The following is a 24532-nucleotide window of genomic DNA, read 5'->3' as shown; positions in this document are numbered from 1 at the left end:
TTCCTGCGCGCCTGCGCCCCCCCCCCCCCCCCCCCCCCCCCCCCCCCCGCTCCCTTGCGCTGTGCTCCCCCCCCCCCCCCCCCCCCGCTCCTACAAGATCAAGAGCCCTCTCCCTTCGGAGCGGGGCACGCAGCCTGGGCGGGGAGAGGGCAGAGTTCCGCGCAGGATTTCCAGCCAGGATCGGGGGCGTTATATCAGACCTTGAGCACCAGCTTGCCGAAGTTCTCGCCGCTGAACAGCTTGGCCAGGGTCTCGGGGAAGGTTTCCAGGCCTTCGACGATGTCTTCCTTCGACTTCAGCTTGCCCTCGGCGATCCAGGTCGCCATGTCCTTGAAGCCTTCCTGGAAGCGGTGGGCGTAGTCCATCACCACCATGCCTTCCATGCGCGCGCGGTTGACCAGCAGCGACAGGTAGTTGGCCGGGCCGCGCACGGCTTCCTTGTTGTTGTACTGGCTGATCGCACCGCAGATCACCACCCGCGCCTTGGGCGCCAGGCGTGCCAGCACGGCATCGAGGATGTCGCCGCCGACGTTGTCGAAGAACACGTTCACGCCCTTGGGGCACTCGCGCTTGAGGCCGGCGTTGACATCCTCGGCCTTGTAGTCGATGGCGCCGTCGAAGCCCAGTTCCTCCACCAGGTAGCGGCACTTGTCGGCGCCGCCGGCGATGCCGACCACGCGGCAGCCTTTGATCTTGGCGATCTGCCCGACCACGCTGCCCACCGCGCCAGCGGCGCCGGAGACGACCACGGTGTCACCGGCCTGGGGCAGGCCGACGTCGAGGAAGCCGAAGTAGGCGGTCATGCCGGTCATGCCCAGCGCGGACAGGTACAGCGGCAGCGGCGCGCGCTGGCTGTCGACCTTGTAGAAACCCTTGGGCTCGCCGAGGAAATAGTCCTGCACGCCCAGGGCGCCGTTCACTTCGTCGCCGACCTTGAAGTCCGGATGTTGCGAGGCGATCACCTTGCCCACGCCCAGGGCGCGCATCACGTCGCCGATGGCCACCGGGGCGATGTAGGACTTGGCGTCGTTCATCCAGCCGCGCATGGCCGGGTCCAGCGACAGGTACTGGTTCTTCACCAGGATCTGTCCGGGGCCGGGCTCGCCCACCGGGGTTTCGACGTAGGCGAAGGTGTCGCGGGTGGCGGCGCCGACCGGGCGCTGGGCGAGCTGGAACTGACGATTGATCTGGGCGGACATGGCAGTGGACTCAGTCAGGGGGAAAGCCTAGGTGATAGTCCGCGCGCGGCTTCGGGGCAAGTTCCGTCTGCCGGAGGAATGTCCGGCCATCGGCCTCAGTGATCCTTGCCGGAGCAGATCATCATCGGCATGGATGCAGCGACGTCGCCCCGCCTGATAGTGCTTCGCGCCCGCCACGCGCTGGCTAGACTGCGACGGTTATCCATCCGCCTCCCCAACCCTTCGAGGAACGCTCATGAGTCAGCTGCTTTCCGGCCAGGTCGCCCTGGTCACCGGCGCCGCCAACGGCATCGGCCGCGCCACCGCCCAGGCCTTCGCCCAGCAGGGCGTGAAGGTGGTGGTTTCCGACGTCGACGCCAAGGGCGGCGAAGGCACCGTCGAGCTGATCCACGCGGCGGGCGGCGAGGCCACCTTCATCCGTTGCGACGTGACCCGCGACGCGGAGGTCAAGGCGCTGGTGGAAGGCACCGTGGCCGCCTACGGCCGCCTGGACTACGCCTTCAACAACGCCGGCATCGAGATCGAGAAGGGCAAGCTGGCCGACGGCGAAGAGAGCGAGTTCGACGCCATCATGGGCGTCAACGTGAAGGGCGTGTGGCTGTGCATGAAGCACCAGATCCCGATGATGCTGGCACAGGGTGGCGGCGCCATCGTCAACACCGCCTCGGTCGCAGGCCTGGGCGCTGCACCGAAGATGAGCATCTACGCCGCCTCCAAGCACGCCGTGATCGGCCTGACCAAGTCCGCCGCCATCGAGTACGCGAAGAAGAAAATCCGCGTCAACGCCGTGTGCCCGGCGGTGATCGACACCGACATGTTCCGCCGCGCCTACGAGGCCGACCCGAAGAAGGCCGAATTCGCCGCCGCCATGCACCCGGTGGGCCGCGTCGGCCGCGTCGAGGAAATCGCCTCCGCCGTGCTCTACCTGTGCAGCGACCACGCCGGCTTCACCACCGGCATCGCGCTGCCGGTGGATGGCGGGGCCACGGCGATCTGATCGTTGCAGTTATGGGGCGGTGCGCTCGGGCGTTCCCTCTCCCCAACCCTCTCCCTGAAGGGAGAGGGGGCTGTCCTGTGCGGCGGTGAGTGCGTTGCTTTATTGAAGGCCGTTGCGGCTTTACAGGACTCGATGGGCTGGCCGGCGAACTCAGCCCCGTAGGGCGCATAACTCGCCAGCGTTATCCGCCACGAGCCATGCGGCGGATAACCTGTTCCAGGTTATGCGCCCTACGCGCTGGACGGCGAACTCGGACATCCCGCGGCAGCCGAACGGCTCCCTCTCCCTTCAGGGAGAGGGCGGGGGAGAGGGGCTGGCCCCAGCACCAACGCTGCCACGAAACACCTGTAGGAGCGAGGGGGACGCCATCGTTATTGCTCGCGAACGGATTTCCCGGTTGCTTCGGTGCTGGGCAATTCGCGAGCAAGTCCCGTAGGGCGCATAACGCGGCAGCGTTATCCGCCACGAGCCGTGCGGCGGATAACCTGTTCCAGGTTATGCGCCCTACGCGCTGGGCGGTTCGCGAGCAAGCTCGCTCCTACGAAGAGCCCGCTCGCCTGACGATCCCGCCCGTTGGCTACCAACTTTCGCATTCTGTTACAGGATGAAGCGGTTTTGGCCCGCAAGGCCAGTTACAAGCGCCCGGGAGGCCGAAACAATCGGCCCACCCCAGTTGGAGAATAACGACAATGACCAACGATCCCTTGCTGACTCTCTTCATGCCCATCGCCCTGGGCATCATCATGCTGGGCCTCGGCCTGTCCCTGACCATCGCCGACTTCGCCCGCGTGGTGCGCTATCCCAAGCCCGTGCTCATCGGCCTGGTGTGCCAGATCATCCTGCTACCGCTGGCGTGCTTCCTCATCACCCTGGGCTTTGCCCTCGAAGCGGCGCTGGCCGTGGGCATGATGCTGCTCGCCGCATCCCCCGGCGGCACTACCGCGAACCTCTACAGCCACCTGGCCCACGGCGACGTCGCGCTGAACATCACGCTGACCGCAGTGAACTCGGTGATCGCCATCCTCACCATGCCGCTGATCGTCAACCTGTCGCTGCTGTATTTCATGAACGACGGCCAGACCATCCCGCTGCAGTTCGCCAAGGTGGTGCAGGTGTTCATCATCGTCCTGGGGCCCGTGGCCATCGGCATGCTCGTGCGGCGCCTGCTGCCGAGCGTGGCGGCAGCGCTGCAGAAACCGGTGAAGATCCTCTCCGCGCTGTTGCTGGCGGTGATCATCGGCGTGGCCGTGACCAAGGACTGGCAGACCTTCCTCACCTATGCACCCATCGTCGGCGCGGCGGCGCTCTGCTTCAACCTTCTGAGCCTGGCCGTGGGCTACTGGATTCCGCGCCTGCTCAAGCTGTCCAAGCCGCAATCCATCGCCATCGGCATGGAGATCGGCATCCACAACGGCACCCTGGCCATCGCCCTGGCGCTCAGCCCCATGCTGCTGAACAACAAGACCATGGCGATCCCCGCGGCCATCTATGGCGTGCTGATGTTCTTCACCGCCGGCCTGTTCGGCTGGTGGGTCAGCCGTGGCGTGGCCAAGGTCGAGCCGGAGCGGGCGCCTGCCTGAATCATCCAGCAGAAGAGGGCCGATCCTGCGCTGTGCCCCGTGCTCAGCGCAGGAGCACAGCTCTGATGGCGACGATCTAATTTGTGGAAATTTCCTACAAGCTGATGAGGGTTTTACGGTAGGGCGACTTCCTTCGTGAGAACAGAATTTGGCCATCTCCTCCACCAATGACGGTGCAGGCAGCCCACTCACTCATGTAGGAATCCCTCAGATGAAAAAGTCCCTGATCTCCCTCGCTACCCTCGCTGCCATGATCGTTGCTGCCCACCAGGCGCAGGCTGCCGACGGCACCATCAACTTCAACGGCAAGGTCCAGGACGTCACCTGCACCGTCAAGATCAACGGCGCTGGAACCGGTGATGGCAGCGTGACCCTGCCGACCGTTTCCAAGACCTCTCTGGCCGGCGTCGGCACCACCGGTGGCGATACCAACTTCACCATCGACCTGTCCGGTTGCACCGGTACCGAAGCCAGTGGCAACCCCGGCGTGGCCGTGTTCTTCGAGCCCGGCGCCAACGTCACTGCAGAAGGCCGACTGAAGAACACTGGCAGTGGCGCACAGGAAATCGACCTGGCCGTGTTCCACAATGGTTCCATCGTGCGTATGGGGGCTGCACCGGCCTCGGTGTTCACTAATATCTCTGGTGCCGAGGCGACCATTCCCTTCACCGTGAAGTACTACTCCAACTCGGCCACCCCGAGTGCCGGGGAAGTGAAATCCAGCGTTACCTACTCGATCGTCTACCCGTAATCGATAGCTGCACCGGCAGTACCCTGCGAGGGCCACCGAAGAAACGGTGAGCCCTCGCAACCATGGATTCGTCACTCTCGACGCGAGGTTCATCATGAAGCGTGGTTTATTCGGCATGCGGGCACTGGGCCTGTTGATGGCGGCCTGCCTGATGGTCGGCCAGGCGCAGGCCTCCATCGTGATCACCGGGACGCGAGTGGTCTACGACGCCAGCCAGCGCGAGGTGACGGTCAAGCTCAACAATGACGGCAGCGCGCCCATGCTCGTGCAGTCTTGGATCGACGAGGGCAATGTCCAGGCCACGCCCGATACGTCCAGGGCTCCCTTCGTCCTGACGCCGCCCATCGCTCGCATCGACCCCGGCAAGGGGCAGGCGTTGCGTATCCGCTTCAGTGGACAGAAGTCCCTGCCCAGGGACCGCGAGTCGCTGTTCTGGCTCAACGTACTGGAAGTTCCGCCCGCTTCGGCCGAAGGCCAGAACAAGCTGAAGATCGCTTTCCGCAGCCGCATCAAACTCTTCTACCGCCCGGCTGATCTACCTGGTAATGCCATGGCGGCCGCCGAGCAATTGCAATGGCGCCTGCAGCGCAATGGCAACGAGCTGGCGCTGGAGTGCCGCAACGACAGCCCCTATTACATTTCCCTGGGCAAAGTCAGCGTTGGCGGCGTCAGCCCCGACCTCGACATCAACAGCTCCATCCTGGCGCCCGGCGAACGCAAGCTGCTGCCACTCAAGGGAACTGCTGCAGCCGCCAGCAAGGTGGACTACACGAGCATCACCGACCTCGGCGCGATGATCGAGCACAGCCAACCCCTCAAGCCTTGACCATCAGCCCCTGAACCCGCGCGCGGGCCGCCTGGTCCCGCGCCAATAACCACTCGAAGCTCCATCCAGAGTGCCTGCCACGCTTCATCAAGCTCGTTAGCCTGCTATCGGTTAAGAAAAATCCTACGCATCTGCCGGGAAGTTACGGTAGGACGAGTCCTGCCCGGAGCGGAAACTTGTCCCATCGCTTCCGCACTGGCCCTCCAGGCGGAGGCCGGACCTATCGCAGGGCTGATGCCATGAACCGTTTGCTGACGAGCTTTCCCCCGGGTGCCAGGCACCTCCATCGACGACGACCGTTCTCCTGCCGGATGAACTGATCGCAAGGCTTGCCTCGCCCTGAAGCCAGGGCCCAAGCCAACTCACGCAATCTCCAACGCTCCTTCTCGACACCCGCCAAAGCGCCGGGAGGAGCCCGTTTATGCCCGAGAACCAGGGGCTGTCCGAAGGGCGGCCAAGAGGCTCCATCATGAACACCGAACGCCAGCTCCCGATCTTCCTGAACTTCCAGCTCAAGCCCCTGGCCTTGGCCCTCTGCCTGCTGGGTGGCCTGTGCGGCGGAGTCGACGCGGCCGAGGCGGAAGACGGCGAAGTAGCCACCTTCGAGAGCGACATGCTCTGGGGGCAGGGCGCGCGGTCGATGAACCTCTCGCGCTTTCGCGAAAGCAACCTGGTCGAACCCGGCGTGCATAGCCTGGAAGTGCTGCTCAATGGCACTCCGGTAGGGCCGCACGATATTCGCTTCATCGCTGACGGCGACCCGGCGCGCGGCAAGGCCTGCTTCACCCGCGTCCAGCTGGAGCAGTTCGGCGTCAAGCTCGAGCTGTTGCCAGAAGACAAACTTTCCGGCGACTGCCTGGATCTGCCCGGCCTGGTGGAGGGCGCCAGCGTGGCGGTCGATGCCGGCGAGCAGCGTCTGGAGCTGAGCATTCCCCAGGCCATGCTGCGGCGCAATCCGCGTGGTTACGTCAGCCCCGAGCGCTGGGACCGTGGCGTCAACGCAGCCTTCCTGGACTACAACGTCAGCGGTTACCGCAGCACCAGCCAGGGCCAGGACCAGCAGTCCGCCTACGCCAGCCTCAACGGCGGGCTGAACCTGGGGGACTGGCGCCTGCGCCAGCGTTCCGCCCTCAACCTGGGCGAGGAGGGCAAGTCCCTGCAGAACCTGGCCACCTACGCCCAGCGCGACATCGATACGCTGCGCTCGCAACTCACCCTGGGCGATGCCTTCACCGACGGCGACCTGTTCGATTCCGTTGCCATGCGCGGAGTGCGCTTGAACAGCGACGAGCGCATGCTGCCGGACTCGCAACGCGGTTATGCCCCGGTGGTGCGCGGCATCGCCGCCACCAATGCCCGCGTCACCATCCGCCAGAACGGTTACATCATCCACGAGGAAACCGTCGCCCCGGGCGCTTTCGAAATCAGCGACCTGAACCCCACCAGCGACAACGGCGACCTGGAGGTCACCGTCACCGAGGCCAGCGGCCAGGAAAGCCATTTCACCGTACCGTTCTCCTCGGTGGCCCGCTCCCTGCGTCCCGGCGTCTCGCGCTACACCGCCAGCGTCGGCCAGGTACGCGATCTTGCCTACGGCTACAGCCCCTATGTCGCCCAGGCGACCTACCAGCGCGGCCTCAGCAACCGTGTCACCGCCTATGCCGGCACCTCGGTTTCCGACGGCTACGCCTCGGCGCTGCTGGGTGGGGTGCTCAATACCGAGTACGGAGCTTTTGGTGCCGACCTGACACAATCCTCCACCGAACTCGACGGCCAGGCCTTCAGCGGCCGCTCGGTGCGCATCAGCTACAACAAGACCCTGGAGAGCACCGGTACCCACTTCACCGTCGCCTCCTATCGCTATTCCACCGACGGTTACTTCGGCCTCAACGATGCGCTGAACGCCCGTGACCAGCTGCAGGAATATGGCGACGAGAAAGGCGGCGCGGACGCCATCCGCCGCGCACGAAGCCGCAGCGAGCTCAACGTCAGCCAGAATGTCGGGCGCGGCTACCTGTTCGTCAGCGGCGCGGTGCAGAACTACTGGAACGACAGCGGCTCCGACACCCAATTCCAGGCCGGCTACAACCACAGCTGGAACTGGGGCAGTGCCTCGGTCAGCGCCTCCCGCACCCAGGACGCTTTCGGTGACGCGGAGAACCAGGTGCTGCTCAGCGTCTCCCTGCCCATCGGCAAGACCGGCAGCAATCGCCCCTACCTCACCAGCAGCGTCGGCCACAGCAGCAGCGGTGCCAGTAACCTGCAAAGCACCTTGAGCGGCACCGCCGGCAAGGAAGGACAGATCAACTACGGCGTCACCAGCGCCTACGACAGCCCGGCCGATGGCCGCAATGCCGCGAGCCTGGGCGGCAATGCCCAGTACCGCGGTTCCAGCGGGACCCTCAATGGCGCGGTCAGCCAGGGCAGCGACTACCGCCAGGTGTCCGCCGGTTTCGCCGGCTCGGTGGTCGCCCACCCCGGTGGCGTGACCTTCGGCCAGACCCTGGGCGACAGCATCGCCATCATCGACGCTCCGGGGGCCGCCGGCGCCCAGGTCAGCGGCGCCAGCAACCTCAAGCTCGATGGCCAGGGCCGGGCCGTGGTGCCGTACCTCACTCCCTACCGCGTCAACAGCCTGGAACTGGACCCCAAGGGCCTGTCCGACGATGTCGAACTCAAGAGCACCGTCCAGGACGTCGTGCCGCGCAGCGGCTCGGTGATGCTGGTCAAGTACGAGACCGTCAGCGGCCACGCGCTGCTGATCCACAGCCGCCAGCGCGACGGCAGTCCGCTGCCCTTCGGCGCCAGCGTCTACGATGAGCAGAACCGCGAAGTCGGCGTGGTGGGGCAGGGCGGGCAGATATTCGTGCGGGTCGAAAACGACAGCGGCACATTGCGGGTCCCCCTCGATGGCGATTCCGATCGCAGCTGCCGGATCGGCTACAGCCTGACGGGCATGGCGAAGGGGGCCGAGTTGAAGAACCTCGAAGCGGATTGCGCATCGTGATGACGAATCCAATGAACAGTCCGAGGCTTTACCCGCGCACGAGGCGTTGCGCCCTGTTGCTTGGCCTTGTTATGGCGATGAGCGTCTGGATGCTGCCGAGCGAAGCTGCCTGCCGCCGTGCCTACGTGGGCGACAGTACTCATCCTGTCGTCAACTTCGGCTCGCTCAAGGCCCCGCGTGACGCGAGCATCGGTACGGTACTCGCCACCCGGATGCTGGATATCGACGACGCCAACTGCGATGTACTGGCCGGGCAGACCTTCAGCTACGCCATGTTCGGCACGTTGACTGCGCTGCCGAGCGTTTACGCCACCAATGTCGGCGGCGTCGGCGTGCGGGTCGTTCCCGCGGCGGATAACGGCAAGAGCGCGTATGCCCCTTACGTCACCAGTACCCTGGACAGCAACAATCGCTTCAATCAGCGCCAGCTCAAGGTCGAACTGGTCAAGACCGGAAGCATCGAGACGGGCAAGGAGCTCTCCGGCAAGTTCTACAGTGGTATTGCGTCCGCTCCGGGCTTCGGTTCCGACGCAGCTTTCAGTGGCGGCTCATTCCAGAGTGTCTCCTGCACGACGCAGAACGTTTCCGTCACCTTGCCCACCGTTTCCCTCAGTGCATTGCGCTCTGGCACCGTGGCTGGATTGACGCCCTTCAGTATCGACATCGACTGTTCCGGCGCGAGCATGGATACGCTCTCCGCCATCGAATACACGCTGAGCAATCGCACCGCCATCCTTGATCCGGCCAAGGGCGCCATCGCCTTGCTGCCGACCTCCACGAGTACGGGAGCGGCCCTTCGACTCAGCGATGGCAACGACCTGCCGGTGCGCTTCAATGCGCCGGTCAGCCTGAGCGGTTTCAATCGCACCCAGACCCGATTCAGCGTTCCGCTGAAGGCGGCCTATATGAAAACAGGTACGCCCACACCCGGTACGGTCGAAACCGTGGTCGACTTCACCCTGACTTATCGATAACCGTAAGGATGGCAATCAAGCATGAAGCTTCACTCTTCTCGCGACTTCGGCTGCTAAGGAAGTTCATGATGCAGGAGCTCAACTGTCATGAATGAACCTGGCTTCGTCCGTATCTGGCTTGCCCGAATCCTCCCTTTGCTGTTGGCCGCCGCCAACTTTCTTTGGATGGAGGGCGCTCACGCCGTTGTAACCTGCACGCCGACAGCCGGCATCACCCTTACCCTGCCTGCAACCATCGTCGCGCCTCGCGATCGTGTGCTCGGGACCCCGCTCTCCAACTGGATCAGCTCCGCCATAACGCGCATGGAAAACAGCTGCACCACCAGTGACAGCAGCACCACTTATGGGCAGGCGCGCGTCGTTCTCGCACCCACCGGCAAGACAGTGGTCGACGCTGGTACCACCTATGAGTTGTTCGCCACATCGCTACCCGGCGTGGGGCTCATCATGCAGGCTCGGGATAACGGCGCCAGCCTGAAACCCATCGCTGCCACCCCAACGGACCTTGTGAAGGGGTGGTCCACCTACTGGGACTTTCTCGCCGGCGTGCGTCTGATCGCCACCGGTGAGCCCATGGGCACTGGTTCCTTGGCTGCCACCACGGTTGGCGAAGCTTTCGTCGCCGAAAAAAGCTCCGGCACCACCAGCGCCAGGGCGCCGATCAAGATCACCAGCACCAGCGTGACCGCCCAGACCTGCTCGGTGGATGCCGGCTCGGTGAACCTCAACGTCAGCCTGGGGACGACCAGCGCACCGGCACTTGCCGGCCCGGTAGGCACCACGGCCGGCAATGCCAGCTTCAACGTGCGGATCAATTGCTCGACCGGAATGAATGTCTACATGACCCTGACGGACGCCAATAACCTGGGCAACACCTCTGACACACTTAGCCTCAGCCCAGCGTCGAGCCAGGCCCGCGGAGTGGGTATCCAGATACGCCGCAACGGCACCCCTGTGCGTTTTGGCCCCGACTCGTCCATGGCTGGTACCGCCAACCAGATGTCCTTGGGCGCCTCTCCCAACGGAGTGCTGGATATCCCCTTCACCGCCAACTACATCAAGACCCACGTGGTGGTGTCGCCTGGGGAGGCGAATGCGGTGGCGACTTACACTTTTTCCTATCAGTAGCCCTGCGCCTGGGCTCTCGCGGCCAGGGCTGGCTGCCGAGCCATTGCTTCGTGCGGACGCCGGTCTGCTCAGGACTCGCCATCCTACGCAAATGCGACAAGGTACTCGGGAAGCGTCCTGCACCGGCATCGGAAGAACCGGTAGCATGCCGCGTTGCTGCGCCTGCAGGGCCGCCGGTAAGGTTTCCGGGTCGCGACGGTTGTCGTGACCTGGGCGTGGAAACCCGGTGTTTGCTACGTAGGCGCGGTAGCGCCATGGCGGTTTGACTGGCGCTTTTTTGTGCCCGTCAGGTGCTGTCTATGGCGGGATCGTGCGAGGCGGGCTTCGGTCCGGCCGGGCCCTACGTAGCCGGTATTTCCACCCTTGCACGGTCCCGCCACCCTTCAGTGGAAAGTTGGGCGAGTCGGGTTCCTTTCATCACTACGTAGGAACTTAACGATGCATTACCCCGCTTTTACCCCCGCGCACCACCGACCTTCCCCTCTGGAATTCCTTCTACCAATTGGCATCGTTTGCCGGCTCTCGGTGCTCACCACCCTGCCGAGCACCTGAGATCTGCGGCAGGCCGCCCGGTGCATTGGGACGCCTGGCGGCCCTTTTGGCTGAAGTACCGCGCCGCTGTCAGGCGGCAGTAAGGAGAGGTCGATGAGAAACAGAAACACGAGGAAGGCCGCGGCCTTCTTCTGTCACGTACCGCCAGCCGATGGCTTGCCCGGGCTGGTGCTGGAGTGGTCCATGGACTGCCAATCGGCTGCCGATGCCGGCGTGGCCAGGGTCGAGCAGTGGTTTGCCGAGCGACACAAATCCAACCTCTGGCTGGCGCTGCATGTGGGCCGACTGGACCAGGGGCGGGATTTCCATCAGGTCGCCTATGAAACCGCTTTCCTCTGGCGGCTGCAGCAACGGCTCATGGCCGCTGCTTCGCCAGCCGTTCTGAAAGCCTGAAGCACCGGGTTCGCAAGCAAGCTCGCTCCCGTGACGGTTGGCGAGGCGGCTACCTCCTCCTCGGCATCCCGCCGGCTCTTGCGGGAGCGAGCTTGCTTGCGAATCCCCGATTTACCGGTCGGGCCGCGGTCCCGCAGGATGAACGCGAAGTAGGATGGCGTGGAGCGCAGCGATACCCATCGAATGCCGGACAGGCACAGCATGGGTCGCAAGCTCGCGGAACGCCCCCCGACTCATCCTGAGAAGGCGCACGCCGGTCGCAGCTGAGCGGACTCAGTCGTAGGGCGGCTAACGCGTCAGCGTTATCCGCCGCCAGGGCATCGGCGGATAACCCGTTCCGGGTTATGCGCCCTACGTGCTTCAGCTATCAATGACCCTGGCGGTCAATCCGCCCAATGCCACGCCGGGGCATCGAACATGCCCTGGTCGCGGATGCGCGTCTGGCCCAGTTCCTTGTCCAGGTGCAGGCAGTTGCACTCGGGATGCTCCTCCAGCGTTGCGATCAGCCGGCTGGCATGGGAGACGACCCAGACCTGGGTGTGCTTCGAGGCGGCGATGATCAAGCGTCCCAGCGCCGGCAGCAGGTCCGGGTGCAGGCTGGTTTCCGGTTCGTTGAGCACCATCAGCGACGGTGGGCGCGGGGTGAGCAGGGCGGCGACCAGCAGCAGGTAGCGCAGGGTGCCGTCGGAGAGTTCCGCCGCGCTCAGCGGCCGCAGCAGGCCGTATTGCTTGAGCGCAACGGCGAAGCGCCCGCCGGGCTGGCAGTCGATCTGCAGTTCGGCGCCGGGGAAGGCGTCGCTGATGGCGGTTTCCAGCGCGGCTGCGTCGCCGATTTCGCGGATGGTCTGCAGCGCGGCGGCGAGGTCGCGGCCGTCGTGGTGCAGCACTGGGGTACGGGTGCCAAGTTGCGGCTGGCGCGCGGGCGCGTCGGCATCGGTGCGGAAGTGGTCGTAGAAGCGCCAGCCGCGAATCTGCTCGCGCAGCAGCAGGGCTTCGGGGCAGTCCGAGCCGCTGCCGATCTGGGTGAACAGGCTGTCGAAGGTCGGGATGTGCTGCTCCAGCACCTGCCAGGTACGGCCCTCACGGGCGCGCAGCATCGGGCCGTTGCGTTCCACCAGTTGCGAGGCGGGGCGGTACCAGGGACCGGCCCAGATGCTCTCGTGCTTGATCTCCGGGTCCAGGCCAAAGGCACTGACCACCGGCGGAGGCGGCAGGCCGAGGGCGATGGCGTAGCCGAAGTCTTCGCCGGCAAAGCCCAGGCGCAGGCGCTTCACTTCGTTGCGCGGGCCGCCCTGGACTTCCACTTCGCCGCTGCGCATGCGCCGCGAATGGGTTTCCGGGCCGGCCCAGAAGGTGGATTCCAGACCGCCCTCGCGCGCCAGTGCGTTCACCACGCCACCCTGGGCGGTCTCGGCGAGCAGCCGCAGGGCGCGGTAAAGGTTGGACTTGCCGCTGCCGTTGGCGCCGGTGATCAGGTTCAGCCGGCCCAGCGGCAGCACCAGCGAGTTGATCGAGCGGTAGTTGGCGACGGCCAGGGTGTGCAGCATGCGGGGCGATCCGGTTCGGGCAATCGCCCGCATGCTAGCAGAAGGGTTGCGCCTCTACGGTGCGCGGCGCCAGTTCAGCACCAGTTGGGTCAACAGGCCGGCCACCAGTCCCCAGAAGGCCGAGCCGACGGAGAACAGGGTGAAGCCGGAGGCGGTGACCAGGAAGGTGACCATCGCCGCTTCGCGCTGGCGCGCGTCGGCCATGGCGTTGGTCAGGCCGTTGGTGATCGAGCCGAGCAGGGCCAGCGCGGCGATGGACAGCACCAGCGCCTTGGGCAACGCGGCGAACAGCGCGGCCAGGGTGGCGCCGAAGATGCCGGCGATGCCGTAGAACAGCCCGCACCAGAGCGCGGCGGTGTAGCGCTTGTGCGGATTTTCGTGGGCTTCCGGGCCGGTGCAGATGGCCGCGCTGATGGCCGCCAGGTTGATCCCGTGGGAGCCGAACGGCGCCAGCAGCAACGAGGCGATGCCGGTGGTGGAGATCAGCGGCGAGGCGGGCACCTGGTAGCCGTCGGCGCGCAGCACGGCGAGGCCGGGCATGTTCTGCGAGGCCATGGCGACGATGAACAGCGGGATGCCGATGCTGATGGTGGCGGCCAGCGAGAAGCTTGGCGTGGTCCACACGGGGCGGGCGATCTCCAGCTGGAAGTGGCTGAAGTTGAGCAGGCCGAGCAAGCCTGCCAGCGCGACGCCCACCAGCAGCGCGGCGAACACCGCATAGCGCGGCGACAGGCGTTTGGCGATGAGGTAGCTGATGAACATCGCCACCACCAGTGCCGTCTGCTGCTGCGCGGCGTTGCAGATCTCGATGCAGATGCGGAACAGCACGCCGGCCAGCAGCGCCGAGGCCAGCGAGCCGGGTACCTGGCGCATCAGACGCTCGAAGCTGCCGGTGACGCCGCAGATCGTGATCAGCGCGGCGCAGACGATGAACGCACCGATGGCCTCGCCGTAGGGCACGCCGGGCAGGCTGCTGATCAGCAGCGCGGCGCCGGGGGTGGACCAGGCGATGACGATAGGCGTGCGGTAGCGCAGGGTCAGGCCGATGGTGGTCAGGGCCATGCCGATGGACAGCGCCCAGATCCACGAGGAAATCTGCGCGGTGCTGAGCCCCGCTGCCTGGCCGGCCTGGAACATCAGCACCAGCGAGCTGGTGTAGCCGGTGAGCATGGCGACGAACCCGGCGACGATGGCGGCGGGGGAGGAGTCTGCCAACGGGCGCAGCGGCGCGCTGGCGGGTGTGGTGTCAGTCATGCACGAACTTCCATCAGGTGCGGGTGAGCAGAGGGTAGAGCGAGGCGACCAGCAGCGCCGCCATGCCGAAGTTGAACAGGCGAAGCCGCAGCGGGTCTTCCAGCCAGCGTCGCAGCAGGCTGCCGAGTATGGTCCAGACGCCGACGCTGGGCAGGTTGACCACGGCGAACAGGGTGGCGATCAGCACCACGTTGCCGATCCAGCTGTTGGCCGGCAGGTAGGTGGCGATGGCGCCCACGGCCATCACCCAGGCCTTGGGGTTGACCCACTGGAAGGCGGCAGCCTGGAGGAAAGTCATCGGCCTGGCGCTGTGTTCGCCCTTCGCCTCGGGCGCGCCAGAGCGGGCGATCTTCCATGCCAGGTACAGGAGATACGCGCCGCCGGCGTAGCGCAGCGCGGTATAGGTGGCCGGGAAGCGCTCGAACAGCTGGTGCAGGCCCAGGCCCACGGCGACCACCAGCAGCAGGAAGCCGATGCTGATGCCGAGCATGTGCGGGATGGTGCGGCGCACGCCGAAGTTCACGCCCGAGGCCAGCAACATCATGTTGTTGGGGCCGGGAGTGATGGAGGTGACGAAGGCGAACAGCACGAAGGCGCCGAGGAGTTCGAGGGGCATGGCGGGGTACCGGTCTTGTTCTGGGGACTACTGTTTTTCTGAAGCTTTGTGCCTGGGCTTCCCTCTCCCTAACCCTCTCCCTGAAGGGAGAGGGGACCGTGTGGTGCAGGTTGAAGCCAAAGTGTCAGCCGGCACGGACAGCGCCCTATCCCTTCAGGGAGAGGACGTATGGCGCAGGTTGAAACAAAAGTGTCAGCCGGCACGAACAGCTCCCTCTCCCTTCAGGGAGAGGGCGGGGGGAGAGGGCTTGCCCCAGCGCAGGATTTCAAGTGAAACCAGACTAATCCCGCCACCGCGAAGCTGTCCCATAACAGCCAGTCGCCGAACGGCCCGTACAGTGCGAGCGGCAGTGGCGTGGACGGGAGTGCGCCGGTATGGTGCGGGAAAGCCGCATGACTGATGGAAGATCGCCACCATGGAACAGAATCCCTACGCCGCCCCCAAGGTCGAGCTGGTGGATCAGAGCGCTCCGGGGGCATTCCTCGCCGGGCGCTGGAACCCCGGCCGCCTGCGCCTGCTCGGCTGGCTGAGCCTGGCGCTGCTGCTGTGCAATCTGGTGCTGTTCGTCCTGTCCTTTGCCGCTGCGCTACAGGAGTCGAGTACCTGGCAGCGCTACGAGCTGTGGGTCGGCGTGCTCAGCACGGTGCTCGGCTGCTTCCTGCTGTGGCGCACCCGCAGCTTCCTCGAGGATCGCTTCAGCGCCCGCGGGCTGGCCTGGCCGGTCGGGCTGTCGATTGCCATTGCCTTGGTGATGCAGGTCTACAGCCTGATTTTCGACGAGCAGCTCAGCGGCGAATTCAATGGCGCGCTGATGGGCTTCATGGGCCTGTTCGTGCCCACCGGCATCGTCACCCTGTGGTACGGCATCCGCCTGCTGAAGATCGAGCTGCCGTACCCGTCCGTGAAGGTCATGGGCTGGCTGGAGGTCACCTCCGGCCTGTGCCTGCTCAGCGTCCTGCTGTTCCTGCCCGGTACCGCGCTGGCGATGGCCAGCCTGCTGCCGCTGGCGCTGATGTTCCTGCGCGCCGCCCGCGAGTTGGAAGCCGCCGCCGGCTAATCTTCGTCCTGCGTCCAGGCGATGGCCTGGTTGACCGCCAGCCAGCCTCGCACGGCGTCCTCTCCGGCCTCGTCGAAGGCGCGTTGCAGCAGGCGCGCCTGTTCCTGGCGCAGGGCCTTTTCCAGCTTGCCACCTTCGGCCGTCAGCTCCAGCAGGCGCCGGCGCTTGTCGTTGTCGCAGGCTTCGCTGCGGATCAGTTCGCGTTCCAGCAGTTGCCGCAAGGGCAGGTTCAGCGCCTGCTTGGTCACGCCCAGGGCGGCCAGCAACTGGCTGACGGAGAGCCCCGGATTGCGCGCGATGAAGAACAGGATGCGGTGGTGCACCCGGCTCAGGCCGCGGCGCGCCAGCATCTCGTCGGGTTTCGCGGTGAAGGCCCGGTAGCTGTAGAAGAAGGCTTCCATGGCCTGGAGTTGCAGGGCATTTTTTATTAGGTCAGGCATATTGACGTATCCATCACGGGCGTCGTAGCTTCGGTCAAGCAGTTTGACTCATTCTTCCGTGCTCCCGCTACCGGTGACCCCCATGGCCTTCTCCGAACGCATCGCCCGACTGAAAAGCTCTCTGATCCGTGAAATCCTTGCCGCGGCGCAGCGTCCGGAGGTGATGTCCTTCGCCGGCGGCCTGCCGGCCGAGCCGATGCTGCCGAAGGTGAACTGGGATGCCATGCCGGCGAGCATGGGCCAATACGGCATGAGCGAAGGGGAGCCGGCACTGCGTGAAGCCATCGCGGCGCAAGCGCGGGCGCTGGGCGTGCCCTGCGAGGCGAGCCAGGTGCTGATCGTCAGCGGCTCGCAGCAGACCCTGGACCTGGCCAGCAAGCTGTTCATCGACCCGGGCACCGAGGTGCTGCTCGAAGCGCCGACCTATCTCGCCGCGCTGCAGGCCTTCCAGCTGTTCGGGGCGAACTGCCTGACCGTGCCGCTGGGCGCCGAAGGCCCGGACATCGCCGCGCTGCGCCAGCGGCTGGAGACCAGCAAGCCGGCCTTCGCCTACCTGATCCCGACCTTCCAGAATCCGTCCGGCGTGCGCTATTCCGAGCAGCGCCGCGATGAAGTGGCCGCCGTGCTCGACGAGTTCGGCGTGACCCTGATCGAGGACGAACCCTACCGCGAGCTGGTGTTCGATGAGGGGGCTGCGACCCCGTTGGTCAGCCGCTTGAAGAAGTCCAGCTGGATCTACACCGGCACCGTGTCCAAGACGCTGCTGCCGGGCCTGCGCGTGGGCTTCCTGATCGCCACGCCGGACCTGTTCCCGCACCTGCTGCGCCTGAAGCAGTCCGCTGACCTACACACCAACCGCGTCGGCCAATGGCAGGCGTTGCAGTGGTTCGGCACCGAGGCCTATCGCGGCCATCTGGCCGAGCTGCGCGATTTCTACCGCATCCGCCGCGACGCCATGCAGGCGCAGCTGGAGGAGCATTTCGGCGAGCTGGCCCAGTGGAATGTGCCGCAGGGCGGGCTGTTCTTCTGGCTCCGACTCAAGCAGCCGCTGGACACCCGCACGTTGCTGGACGCGGCGCTGGCGCAGAACGTGGCCTTCATGCCCGGCGAGCCTTTCTTCACCGAGCCGGATGCCAATCCCGGCTATTTGCGGCTTAACTTCAGCCACGTGGCGCCCGAACGCGCCGGCGAGGGGCTCCGTCGCCTGGCCGCGGTCATTCGCGAAGCCCAGGCCCAATGAGGAAATGAGCATGTACACCGTTTACGGCGATCAACTGTCCGGCAACTGCTACAAGGTCAAGCTGGCCCTGCACCTGCTCGGCCTGCCTTACCAGTGGCGCGAGATCAACATCCTCAAGGGCGAGACGCAGACCGCCGAGTTCCTGGCGATGAACCCCAACGGCAAGGTGCCGGTACTGAAGCTGGAAGATGGCACCTGCCTGTGGGAATCCAACGCTATCCTCAACTTCCTCGCCGATGGCAGCGAGCTGCTGCCCAGCGAGCCGCGCCTGCGCACCCAGGTACTGCAGTGGCAGTTCTTCGAGCAGTACAGCCATGAGCCTTACGTGGCGGTGGCGCGCTTCATCGAGTTCTACCTGGGCCTGCCCGAGGAGCGCCGCGAGGAATACACGCGTTGCCACAAAGGCGGCTACAAGGCGCTGAAGGTGATGGAGAGGCAGCTGGAGCAGACGCCCTACCTGGTGGGCGACACCTACTCCATCGCCGATATCACCCTGTATGCGTACACCCATGTGGCTCACCAGGGCGGCTTCGACCTGTCGAACTTCCCGGCGATCAATGCGTGGCTGGCGCGGGTGGCGGATCACCCGCGGCATGTGGGGATGCAGGACTAGCCTGCGTCTTGCCCTTGAAAACGCCGCTTCCCTGGAAGCGGCGTTTTTCGTTGTGTCGCCCGGTGCTCTTGGTAGGAGCGAGCTTGCTCGCGAACAGGCTTCCGGCAACACCGGATCTTGGGCGATTCGCGAGCAAGCTCGCTCCTACAGGTTCATCCGATAGTCGGGAAAGAAAACCGGCAAAATGCTATCAGACAAATCCGAAAGAACCGCTCTAAACCGCGGATTTCGTGGCTTGGGGGTTGACCGGCATCATGGCGGCGTTTTGTCGCCATCCCTAATCTGGACGCGCTGCCATGCGGGATGTACCGATGTGGCCGGGCGCGAGCGGCAGGCAGTGTCGTCGCCCGGCATGGAGAGGGAAAGATGGCCTATCTGGTCTGGCAGGCGGATCTCGATACCGGGATCGGAGTGATCGACGCACAGCACAAGCGCATCGTCGAAATGATCAACCAGCTGCACGAGGCCCAGGCCCATCACGACCGGGCCATGCTCGGCGGCGTGATCGAGGAACTGGTCGACTACACCATCTCGCACTTCGCCTTCGAGGAGACCCTGCTGGAAGACTCCGGCTACCAGTTCACCCGCGCGCACAAGAAGGTCCATGAACTCTTCATCAAGCGCGTTTCCGACTACCGCACGCGCTTCGATGCCGGCGAGGACGTCGCCGAGGAGCTCAAGGGCCTGCTCGGCCGTTGGCTGTTCAACCATATCCGCAATGACGACGCCAACTACGTCGAGGCCGTCAAGGCCACCATGCATGAACTCACCCGCGACCAGAGCCATGGCGGCTGGCTGTCGCGCTCGATGAAGCGATTCTTCGGCTGAATCGCCCCTTGTCTGGGCTGTGAATGCCGACGCGAAACGCCCCCGGCTGGCTATGCTCCTTGCACAACTAAAAGCAATGCCTGGGGGTATTCGCGCATGAAGACGCTGTTGAAATCACTGCTGCTGCTTTCGTTCCTGTCGTCCTTTTCGCTGTTCGCTGCTCAGCCGGCCGCCTCGTCGAACTCCGACGACCAGCGCGCCAAGGCGCTGCTGTCCAAGGCAGTGGCGGCCTACAAGCAGGACGGCGACAAGGCCTTCGCCGCGTTCAGCCGCCAGGGCGAGTTCGTCGACGGCGACCTTTACGTCTTCGTGGTGGACAGCAAGGGCACCATGCTCGCCAGCGGCGGGCCCTCGGTGGTGCTGATCGACCGCGACGTGTCGTCGACTCTCGATCCGTCGCTCAGGGAGCAGTTCGCCAAGGCGCTGAAGTCACCGGAAACCGGCAAGGTGCAGCAGGCCGACTACCGCTGGAAGAACTGGGCGGACGGCAAGGTCGAGCGCAAGCACGTCTATTACCAGCGTGTCGGCGAGCGCTTCCTCGCCGTGGGCTACTACATCCCCCGCGCTTCCGCGCAGCAGGCGGCGGCCATGCTGGACAAGGCAGTCAAGGCCGTCGAGGCCGACCCGCAAGGCACCTTCAGGAAGATCAACGCGCTGGACAAGGCCTTCATCGAGGATGACCTCTATGTCTTCGCGGTCGACCTGGACACTTCGAAGTTCGTCGCCCACGGCTTCAACACGCGCATGGTGGGCACCGATTTCGACTCGCTGAAGGACCCGGGCGGCAATCCGGTCGGCCACGCGATGCTGGAACTGGTGAAGTCCAAGGGCGAGGCGGAGTTCGAGTACCAGTGGCGCAACCCGGTGACCAGCAAGGTGGAGAACAAGCACGCCTTCCTGCGCAAGGCCGGCCACTACCTGGTGGCGGTGGGTTACTACACCCGCTGATCGGCAGATTCTCCAGGCACAAAAAAACCGGCCTGCGGGCCGGTTTTTTCATGGCGGCGGTTCGCGATCAGCGGATCAGGCTGAGGAACTCGCTGCGGGTGGCGGCGTTCTCGCGGAACTCGCCGAGCATCACCGAGGTGACCATGGACGAGTTCTGCTTCTCCACGCCGCGCATCATCATGCACATGTGCTTGGCTTCGATCACCACGGCCACGCCCAGGGCGCCGGTGACCTGCTGCACGGCCTCGGCGATCTGCCGCGACATGTTTTCCTGGATCTGCAGGCGGCGGGCGTACATGTCGACGATGCGCGCGACCTTGGACAGGCCCAGCACCTTGCCCTTGGGGATATAGGCGACGTGGGCCTTGCCGATGAAGGGCAGCAGGTGGTGTTCGCACAGCGAGTAGAGCTCGATGTCCTTGACCAGCACCATTTCGCTGTTGTCGGAGCTGAACAGGGCGCCGTTGACGATCTCCTCCAGCGTCTGCTGGTAGCCGCGGCAAAGGTACTGCATGGCCTTGGCGGCACGCTTGGGCGTGTCGACCAGGCCTTCGCGGGTGACGTCCTCCCCGAGCTGGCTGAGGATCGCGGAGTAGTTTTGTTCCAGGGACATGATCTACCTGTGGCAATGACAAAAATAAGAACCGTGGCGCAGGGTAGGGCGCGCGGCCCCCTCTGGCAAGCGCCTGCTGCCGGCTGGCGCGTTATGGCTGCTGGTTTGTCGCCAGCTGCTGCGCCCAGCCCTCGGCCCATTGCGCCAGCGGCAGGCAATGCAGCGCCAGCTCCCGGCCCGGCTCGGAAAGCTGGTAGCCATCCGCGCCGTTTTCCACCAGTTGCGCCTCCCGCAGTTCGCCCAGACGGGTATTGAGCACCGAGGGCGAGAGGCCTTCGCAGCGCGCCTGCAGCTCGCGAAAACTCGCCGGCCCCTGGTGCAATTCCCAGAGTATGCGCAGGCTCCAGCGGCGGCCGAGGAGGTCGAGCAGCGCCATGATCGGCCGGCCACTGTCGGAGCCGCGTACGGGGTTGCCGGGGAAGGGAAGCGTCATCGTTTCTCCTTGCTACTTTTTCAGTAGCGGTCTAGCTTGAGTGCTACTTAATTGATAGCAGCCGGAGGCGCATCATGACACTGCCGCGTATCGAACCGTTGCAACCGCCGTTTCCCGAAGACATGCAGGCTGCCTTCACGCGGATCATGCCGCCGGGAGTCGAGCCGCTGAAGCTGTTCCGGACGCTGGCGCACAACCCGCGGGTGCTGCAGCGCTTCTTCGCCGGTGGCTTGCTGGACCGCGGCAGCATTGCCCTGGAGGACCGTGAGCTGCTGATCCTGCGGACCACCGCGCGCTGCGGTGCGGAATACGAGTGGGGCGTGCATGTGGCGTTCTATACCGGCAAGACCGGCTTCAATGACGAACAACTGGTCGACACCTGCCGCGCGATACCCGACGCCGCGTTGTGGAGTCCTGCGCAGCAGGCTCTGCTGGCGCTGGCGGACAACCTGCACGACAGCTCGACCGTGGATGACGAGCTCTGGGTGCGTCTGAGCGAGCATTTCAGCGCCGAGCAGCTGATCGAATGCCTGATGGTGGTGGGTTTCTACCACTCGGTGTCGTTCGTGGTGAACGGCCTGAAGGTGCAGCGGGAAAGCTACGGCGCGCGTTTCCCGGCCTGATTATTCGTCGCGGCCTTCGAGCATGGTGCGCCGCAGCATCACGTAGATCGCCCCGGTGCCGCCGTGGCGCGGCAGGCAGGAGGCGAAACCGAGCACCTGGGGGTGTTGGCGCAGCCAGGTGTTCACGTGGCTCTTCACCATCGGGCTGCGGCCGTCGACGCGCGCAGCCTTGCCATGGGTGACGCGGACGCAGCGGACCTCGAAGCGGGTGGCTTCGGCGATGAAGTCCCAGAGGGTTTCGCGGGCGGTCTCGATCTTCATGCCGTGCAGGTCGAGGCTGCCTTCGAAGGCGATCTGGCCGGCCTTGAGCTTGCGCATCTGGCCTTCTTGGACACCGTCGCGGGCCCAGTAGAGTTCGTCCTCCGGGCCGACGTCGATGACGAACTGGTCGGACAGGCCGTCCACCCGGATGTTCTCGGTACGCACGGTCGCGTTCTGCCGCAGCTCCTTGAGCTGCTTGCGGTCGGCCTTGGGTTTGCCGGTGTCGGCCTGGTCCACGGTGATGCGCTTGACGCCGCGCATCTCGCGGGCGAATTGGGAAAAATCGTCGTCTTGCATGCGCACCTCCTCGAAGAGCCGCGCAGTCTAACGGATCGTGTCGGTCCTACGGAAATTCGCCCAGGAAATCAGTTGCGGCGCTTCATCAGCCGCGGCGACAGACTCAGCCCTTCGCGGCCACGGGCACGGCGGCGCGCAGCACGCCAGAAGGTAATGCCCAGCCACAGGCACAGCAGGCCGATGACCAGCAGCACGGCGCCAGCACCTGGCTCGATATGCAGCACGCCCACGGCGGGCTGGCGACGGAGAAGGGCGGCGACGCCGGCCATGGCGGACAGGATGCCGAAAGTGGCGATCACCGCGGCAATCGCGGCGGCGAAGCGCCAGCGCCAGCGGCCCGGACGCTTCGGGCGCAGGCTGGGTGGGTCGAACTTCTCGGTCATCTTCATCCCGACTTCCTCATCTGTTGAACGAGGCTATGACCGGTGGGGATGGGTGGGGTTCCAACCCCAGGGTCGGGAAGCGCGGCGAACCCGCCGGGGAGCGGGTTCGCGGGCTTTCGCGCCTAAGCTGAGCCTAACCCCGGGCGCTTGTCGCTGCCGCCCGTCGGGACGAATGGCGTCAGACCAGCGCCTGGGCCTGCGCGACCACGGCGGCGAAGTTGTCGCCCAGGGCGGCGATTTCCGCGCGGTGCAGGTCGCGGGCGGCGAGCACGCCTCCTTCGGGGGTGGGAATGTCGCGGGTGGCGCAGGCGGCATCCACCAGGGTGCAGCGGTAGCCGTAGTCCTTGGCGGCGCGCACCGTGGTGCTGATGCTGGAGTGGGTCATGAACCCGCAGACGATCAGGTCCAGGCGGCCGCTGGCCTGCAGGCGGTCATGCAGGTCGGTGCCGGCGAAGGCGTTGGGCAGGCGCTTGTCCACCACCACCTCGCCCGGCAGCGGGGCCAGTTCGGGCAGGAAGCGGCCGCGCGGGCCCTGCGGGTCGAGCAGGCCGCCGACCACACCCAGGTGGTGCACGTGAACGATGGGAGTGCCCATGTTCCGGGCCGTCTCCAGCAGCAGGCGAATCTGCGCCACCGCGGCGTCCAGGTCAGGCAGCGCGAGCACGCCGCTGCGGTACTCCTCCTGGGCGTCGATGATCAACAGAGTGCTCTGGCGCAGGGTGGCCGGCGGATATCCGCGCCCACTGATCTGCAGCATGCTGAGCGGATGGGACATGTCTGGACTCCTGTAAATGCATGTTCACTCATTGTGGGCCGTAACGCGTCTGCTGTGAATCTTTGCGAACTCGCGCCAAAGTGGTATTGGCATTCTTGCCCGGAACTGCCCGGAGGCGCCCCAGAGCCCCCGCGTTCCGCTAGAATGCGCCCCTTTTTGCGAGCTGCGAGGACTGCTGCCGTGACCCAATCCCGTTTGCTGACCCTGCGTGACCACATCCGCTGGGCCGTCAGCCGCTTCCACGCCGAGGAACTGTTCTTTGGCCACGGTACCGACAACGCCTGGGACGAAGCCCGCCAGCTGGTGCTGGGCGCGTTGCACCTGCCCTGGGAAATGGCCGATGCCTACCTGGACTGCCGCCTCGAGGACGAGGAGCGCGAATACCTGATGCACCTGCTGCGCCGGCGCATCGAGGAGCGCGTGCCCACCGCCTACCTGCTGGGCGAAGCCTGGTTCTGCGGCATGCCCTTCGTGGTGGACGAGCGTGTGCTGGTGCCGCGTTCGCCCATCGCCGAGCTGATCGAGCGCCGCTTCGAGCCTTGGCTGGCGGCTGATCCTGCGCGAATCCTCGACCTGTGCACCGGCTCGGGCTGCATCGGCATCGCCTGTGCCAGTGCCTTCCCGGGCGCTGAGGTGGTGCTGGGCGACCTGTCGTTCGATGCCCTGGAAGTGGCCAACATCAATATCGAGCGCCACGAGCTCGGCGAGCGCGTCTACACCGTGCAGGGCGATGGTTTCCAAGGACTGCCGGGGCAGCGTTTCGACCTGATCGTGTCGAACCCGCCCTATGTCGACGCCGAAGATTTCGCCGACATGCCCGCCGAATACCACCACGAACCGGAACTGGGCCTGGCCTGCGGCAACGATGGCCTGGACCTGGTGCGGCGCATGCTGGCCGAGGCCGCGGATCACCTGACCGAGCGCGGCACGCTGGTGGTTGAAGTGGGCAACAGTCAGGTGCACGTGGCAGCGCTTTACCCGGAAGTGGACTTCACCTGGCTCGACTTCGAATACGGCGGCCACGGCGTTTTCCTGCTCTCGGCGCAGCAGTGCCGCGAGCATCAGGAGCTGTTCAAGTCGCGCATCAAGGCCTGAGGCTCAACCTGTAGGAGCGGGCGTTGGGGGGGAAGGGGGGGGCCCGGGGGTGGGGGGGGGGGGGGGTGGGGGGGCGGCAGGGGGCGGACAAAAGCGGGCGGG

General features: G+C 65.5%; 25 protein-coding genes. 15 read left to right on the top strand and 10 right to left on the bottom strand.

What is annotated here, in order from left to right:
• Positions 1-194: 194 nt before the first annotated feature.
• Complete coding sequence (locus tag ACCC94_RS13990) at positions 195-1199, bottom strand: NADP-dependent oxidoreductase (RefSeq protein WP_088417547.1); 1005 nt, start codon at positions 1197-1199, stop codon at positions 195-197.
• A 235-nt stretch (positions 1200-1434) separates the two neighbouring features.
• Here ACCC94_RS13990 and ACCC94_RS13985 point away from each other — a divergent pair, with 235 nt between their 5' ends.
• The 8 genes from ACCC94_RS13985 (at position 1435) to ACCC94_RS13950 (ending at position 11407) form a co-directional block, all read left to right on the top strand.
• Entirely contained in the window at positions 1435-2196 is a 762-nt protein-coding gene (locus tag ACCC94_RS13985; protein WP_413350102.1) for an SDR family oxidoreductase, read from the top strand.
• Positions 2197-2885: 689 nt separating this feature from the next.
• Positions 2886-3776 (top strand): bile acid:sodium symporter family protein, encoded by an 891-nt coding sequence (locus tag ACCC94_RS13980; RefSeq protein WP_413350100.1) that lies wholly within the window; start codon positions 2886-2888, stop codon positions 3774-3776.
• A 211-nt stretch (positions 3777-3987) separates the two neighbouring features.
• A complete protein-coding gene (locus tag ACCC94_RS13975) occupies positions 3988-4527 on the top strand; it encodes a fimbrial protein (RefSeq protein ID WP_413350098.1) in 540 nt (179 codons plus the stop codon).
• A gap of 94 nt (positions 4528-4621) precedes the next feature.
• Positions 4622-5353 (top strand): molecular chaperone, encoded by a 732-nt coding sequence (locus ACCC94_RS13970; RefSeq protein ID WP_413350096.1) that lies wholly within the window; start codon positions 4622-4624, stop codon positions 5351-5353.
• 469 nt (positions 5354-5822) lie between these two features.
• Positions 5823-8360 (top strand): fimbria/pilus outer membrane usher protein, encoded by a 2538-nt coding sequence (locus ACCC94_RS13965; protein WP_413350095.1) that lies wholly within the window; start codon positions 5823-5825, stop codon positions 8358-8360.
• Positions 8357-9334: a fimbrial protein gene (locus ACCC94_RS13960; protein WP_413350104.1), complete on the top strand. Its 978-nt coding sequence runs from the start codon at positions 8357-8359 to the stop codon at positions 9332-9334. Before ACCC94_RS13965 ends, ACCC94_RS13960 begins: the two co-directional genes overlap by 4 nt.
• A gap of 87 nt (positions 9335-9421) precedes the next feature.
• Complete coding sequence (locus ACCC94_RS13955; protein WP_413350093.1) at positions 9422-10462, top strand: fimbrial protein; 1041 nt, start codon at positions 9422-9424, stop codon at positions 10460-10462.
• Positions 10463-11107: 645 nt separating this feature from the next.
• Positions 11108-11407 (top strand): LasR-specific antiactivator QslA, encoded by a 300-nt coding sequence (locus ACCC94_RS13950; protein WP_413350091.1) that lies wholly within the window; start codon positions 11108-11110, stop codon positions 11405-11407.
• Between the two features lie 383 nt (positions 11408-11790).
• Here ACCC94_RS13950 and ACCC94_RS13945 read toward each other — a convergent pair whose 3' ends face one another.
• From ACCC94_RS13945 to ACCC94_RS13935, 3 genes are read right to left on the bottom strand one after another with little or no spacing between them, the layout of a single operon-like run.
• Entirely contained in the window at positions 11791-12954 is a 1164-nt protein-coding gene (locus tag ACCC94_RS13945; RefSeq protein WP_413350089.1) for an AAA family ATPase, read from the bottom strand.
• A gap of 54 nt (positions 12955-13008) precedes the next feature.
• Entirely contained in the window at positions 13009-14208 is a 1200-nt protein-coding gene (locus tag ACCC94_RS13940; protein ID WP_413350087.1) for a benzoate/H(+) symporter BenE family transporter, read from the bottom strand.
• 13 nt (positions 14209-14221) lie between these two features.
• Positions 14222-14824: a LysE family translocator gene (locus ACCC94_RS13935; protein ID WP_413350085.1), complete on the bottom strand. Its 603-nt coding sequence runs from the start codon at positions 14822-14824 to the stop codon at positions 14222-14224.
• A gap of 415 nt (positions 14825-15239) precedes the next feature.
• On the opposite strand from ACCC94_RS13935, the gene ACCC94_RS13930 reads away from it, so the two are divergent.
• Positions 15240-15881, top strand: coding sequence for a hypothetical protein (locus ACCC94_RS13930; protein ID WP_413350083.1), 642 nt, complete (start codon positions 15240-15242; stop codon positions 15879-15881).
• On the opposite strand, the gene ACCC94_RS13925 is transcribed toward ACCC94_RS13930, so the two are convergent.
• Entirely contained in the window at positions 15878-16321 is a 444-nt protein-coding gene (locus tag ACCC94_RS13925; protein ID WP_413350081.1) for a MarR family transcriptional regulator, read from the bottom strand. The genes ACCC94_RS13930 and ACCC94_RS13925 overlap by 4 nt on opposite strands.
• A gap of 82 nt (positions 16322-16403) precedes the next feature.
• Here ACCC94_RS13925 and ACCC94_RS13920 point away from each other — a divergent pair, with 82 nt between their 5' ends.
• From ACCC94_RS13920 to ACCC94_RS13905, 4 genes are all read left to right on the top strand, one after another.
• A complete protein-coding gene (locus ACCC94_RS13920; RefSeq protein WP_413350079.1) occupies positions 16404-17561 on the top strand; it encodes a PLP-dependent aminotransferase family protein in 1158 nt (385 codons plus the stop codon).
• Between the two features lie 10 nt (positions 17562-17571).
• On the top strand, positions 17572-18174 hold the full coding sequence (locus ACCC94_RS13915) for a glutathione S-transferase family protein (RefSeq protein ID WP_413350078.1): 603 nt from the start codon (positions 17572-17574) through the stop codon (positions 18172-18174).
• 366 nt (positions 18175-18540) lie between these two features.
• A complete protein-coding gene (locus ACCC94_RS13910) occupies positions 18541-19002 on the top strand; it encodes a bacteriohemerythrin (RefSeq protein WP_017517247.1) in 462 nt (153 codons plus the stop codon).
• A gap of 96 nt (positions 19003-19098) precedes the next feature.
• Positions 19099-19950, top strand: coding sequence for a cache domain-containing protein (locus ACCC94_RS13905; protein ID WP_413350077.1), 852 nt, complete (start codon positions 19099-19101; stop codon positions 19948-19950).
• A 67-nt stretch (positions 19951-20017) separates the two neighbouring features.
• Here ACCC94_RS13905 and folE read toward each other — a convergent pair whose 3' ends face one another.
• Positions 20018-20563 carry a GTP cyclohydrolase I FolE gene (gene folE, locus ACCC94_RS13900; RefSeq protein WP_413350075.1) on the bottom strand — a complete coding sequence of 182 codons (546 nt, stop codon included), beginning with the start codon at positions 20561-20563 and terminating at the stop codon, positions 20018-20020.
• A 91-nt stretch (positions 20564-20654) separates the two neighbouring features.
• A complete protein-coding gene (locus ACCC94_RS13895) occupies positions 20655-20996 on the bottom strand; it encodes a winged helix-turn-helix transcriptional regulator (RefSeq protein WP_413350073.1) in 342 nt (113 codons plus the stop codon).
• Between the two features lie 74 nt (positions 20997-21070).
• Between ACCC94_RS13895 and ACCC94_RS13890 the strand changes: the two genes are divergently transcribed.
• Complete coding sequence (locus tag ACCC94_RS13890; protein ID WP_413350071.1) at positions 21071-21619, top strand: carboxymuconolactone decarboxylase family protein; 549 nt, start codon at positions 21071-21073, stop codon at positions 21617-21619.
• Here ACCC94_RS13890 and ACCC94_RS13885 read toward each other — a convergent pair whose 3' ends face one another.
• From ACCC94_RS13885 to ACCC94_RS13875, 3 genes are all read right to left on the bottom strand, one after another.
• Positions 21620-22177 (bottom strand): Smr/MutS family protein, encoded by a 558-nt coding sequence (locus ACCC94_RS13885; RefSeq protein WP_413350069.1) that lies wholly within the window; start codon positions 22175-22177, stop codon positions 21620-21622.
• A 68-nt stretch (positions 22178-22245) separates the two neighbouring features.
• Positions 22246-22566 carry a hypothetical protein gene (locus ACCC94_RS13880; RefSeq protein ID WP_413350068.1) on the bottom strand — a complete coding sequence of 107 codons (321 nt, stop codon included), beginning with the start codon at positions 22564-22566 and terminating at the stop codon, positions 22246-22248.
• A 172-nt stretch (positions 22567-22738) separates the two neighbouring features.
• The gene (locus ACCC94_RS13875) at positions 22739-23335 is read right to left on the bottom strand and encodes a cysteine hydrolase family protein (protein ID WP_081520633.1); all 597 of its coding nucleotides are present in this window, start codon (positions 23333-23335) and stop codon (positions 22739-22741) included.
• 180 nt (positions 23336-23515) lie between these two features.
• Between ACCC94_RS13875 and prmB the strand changes: the two genes are divergently transcribed.
• Positions 23516-24430: a 50S ribosomal protein L3 N(5)-glutamine methyltransferase gene (gene prmB / locus ACCC94_RS13870; protein WP_413350065.1), complete on the top strand. Its 915-nt coding sequence runs from the start codon at positions 23516-23518 to the stop codon at positions 24428-24430.
• Positions 24431-24532: the final 102 nt, after the last annotated feature.

The sequence above is a fragment of the Pseudomonas sp. Pseusp97 genome, assembly GCF_047304025.1.
Classification (GTDB): Bacteria; Pseudomonadota; Gammaproteobacteria; order Pseudomonadales; family Pseudomonadaceae; genus Pseudomonas.
Note: the sequence above shows the minus strand (reverse complement) of the source record. Positions and strands in the feature narration are given on the sequence as shown.

Excerpts from the sequence above, each read along its gene's own strand:
- ACCC94_RS13990 (WP_088417547.1), bottom strand. The coding sequence starts at position 1,199 with ATGTCCGCCCAGATCAATCGTCAGTTCCAGCTCGCCCAGCGCCCGGTC.
- ACCC94_RS13985 (WP_413350102.1), top strand. The coding sequence starts at position 1,435 with ATGAGTCAGCTGCTTTCCGGCCAGGTCGCCCTGGTCACCGGCGCCGCC.
- ACCC94_RS13980 (WP_413350100.1), top strand. The coding sequence starts at position 2,886 with ATGACCAACGATCCCTTGCTGACTCTCTTCATGCCCATCGCCCTGGGC.
- ACCC94_RS13975 (WP_413350098.1), top strand. The coding sequence starts at position 3,988 with ATGAAAAAGTCCCTGATCTCCCTCGCTACCCTCGCTGCCATGATCGTT.
- ACCC94_RS13970 (WP_413350096.1), top strand. The coding sequence starts at position 4,622 with ATGAAGCGTGGTTTATTCGGCATGCGGGCACTGGGCCTGTTGATGGCG.
- ACCC94_RS13965 (WP_413350095.1), top strand. The coding sequence starts at position 5,823 with ATGAACACCGAACGCCAGCTCCCGATCTTCCTGAACTTCCAGCTCAAG.
- ACCC94_RS13955 (WP_413350093.1), top strand. The coding sequence starts at position 9,422 with ATGAATGAACCTGGCTTCGTCCGTATCTGGCTTGCCCGAATCCTCCCT.
- ACCC94_RS13950 (WP_413350091.1), top strand. The coding sequence starts at position 11,108 with ATGAGAAACAGAAACACGAGGAAGGCCGCGGCCTTCTTCTGTCACGTA.
- ACCC94_RS13945 (WP_413350089.1), bottom strand. The coding sequence starts at position 12,954 with ATGCTGCACACCCTGGCCGTCGCCAACTACCGCTCGATCAACTCGCTG.
- ACCC94_RS13940 (WP_413350087.1), bottom strand. The coding sequence starts at position 14,208 with ATGACTGACACCACACCCGCCAGCGCGCCGCTGCGCCCGTTGGCAGAC.
- ACCC94_RS13935 (WP_413350085.1), bottom strand. The coding sequence starts at position 14,824 with ATGCCCCTCGAACTCCTCGGCGCCTTCGTGCTGTTCGCCTTCGTCACC.
- ACCC94_RS13930 (WP_413350083.1), top strand. The coding sequence starts at position 15,240 with ATGGAACAGAATCCCTACGCCGCCCCCAAGGTCGAGCTGGTGGATCAG.
- ACCC94_RS13925 (WP_413350081.1), bottom strand. The coding sequence starts at position 16,321 with ATGCCTGACCTAATAAAAAATGCCCTGCAACTCCAGGCCATGGAAGCC.
- ACCC94_RS13920 (WP_413350079.1), top strand. The coding sequence starts at position 16,404 with ATGGCCTTCTCCGAACGCATCGCCCGACTGAAAAGCTCTCTGATCCGT.
- ACCC94_RS13915 (WP_413350078.1), top strand. The coding sequence starts at position 17,572 with ATGTACACCGTTTACGGCGATCAACTGTCCGGCAACTGCTACAAGGTC.
- ACCC94_RS13910 (WP_017517247.1), top strand. The coding sequence starts at position 18,541 with ATGGCCTATCTGGTCTGGCAGGCGGATCTCGATACCGGGATCGGAGTG.
- ACCC94_RS13905 (WP_413350077.1), top strand. The coding sequence starts at position 19,099 with ATGAAGACGCTGTTGAAATCACTGCTGCTGCTTTCGTTCCTGTCGTCC.
- folE (WP_413350075.1), bottom strand. The coding sequence starts at position 20,563 with ATGTCCCTGGAACAAAACTACTCCGCGATCCTCAGCCAGCTCGGGGAG.
- ACCC94_RS13895 (WP_413350073.1), bottom strand. The coding sequence starts at position 20,996 with ATGACGCTTCCCTTCCCCGGCAACCCCGTACGCGGCTCCGACAGTGGC.
- ACCC94_RS13890 (WP_413350071.1), top strand. The coding sequence starts at position 21,071 with ATGACACTGCCGCGTATCGAACCGTTGCAACCGCCGTTTCCCGAAGAC.
- ACCC94_RS13885 (WP_413350069.1), bottom strand. The coding sequence starts at position 22,177 with ATGCAAGACGACGATTTTTCCCAATTCGCCCGCGAGATGCGCGGCGTC.
- ACCC94_RS13880 (WP_413350068.1), bottom strand. The coding sequence starts at position 22,566 with ATGAAGATGACCGAGAAGTTCGACCCACCCAGCCTGCGCCCGAAGCGT.
- ACCC94_RS13875 (WP_081520633.1), bottom strand. The coding sequence starts at position 23,335 with ATGTCCCATCCGCTCAGCATGCTGCAGATCAGTGGGCGCGGATATCCG.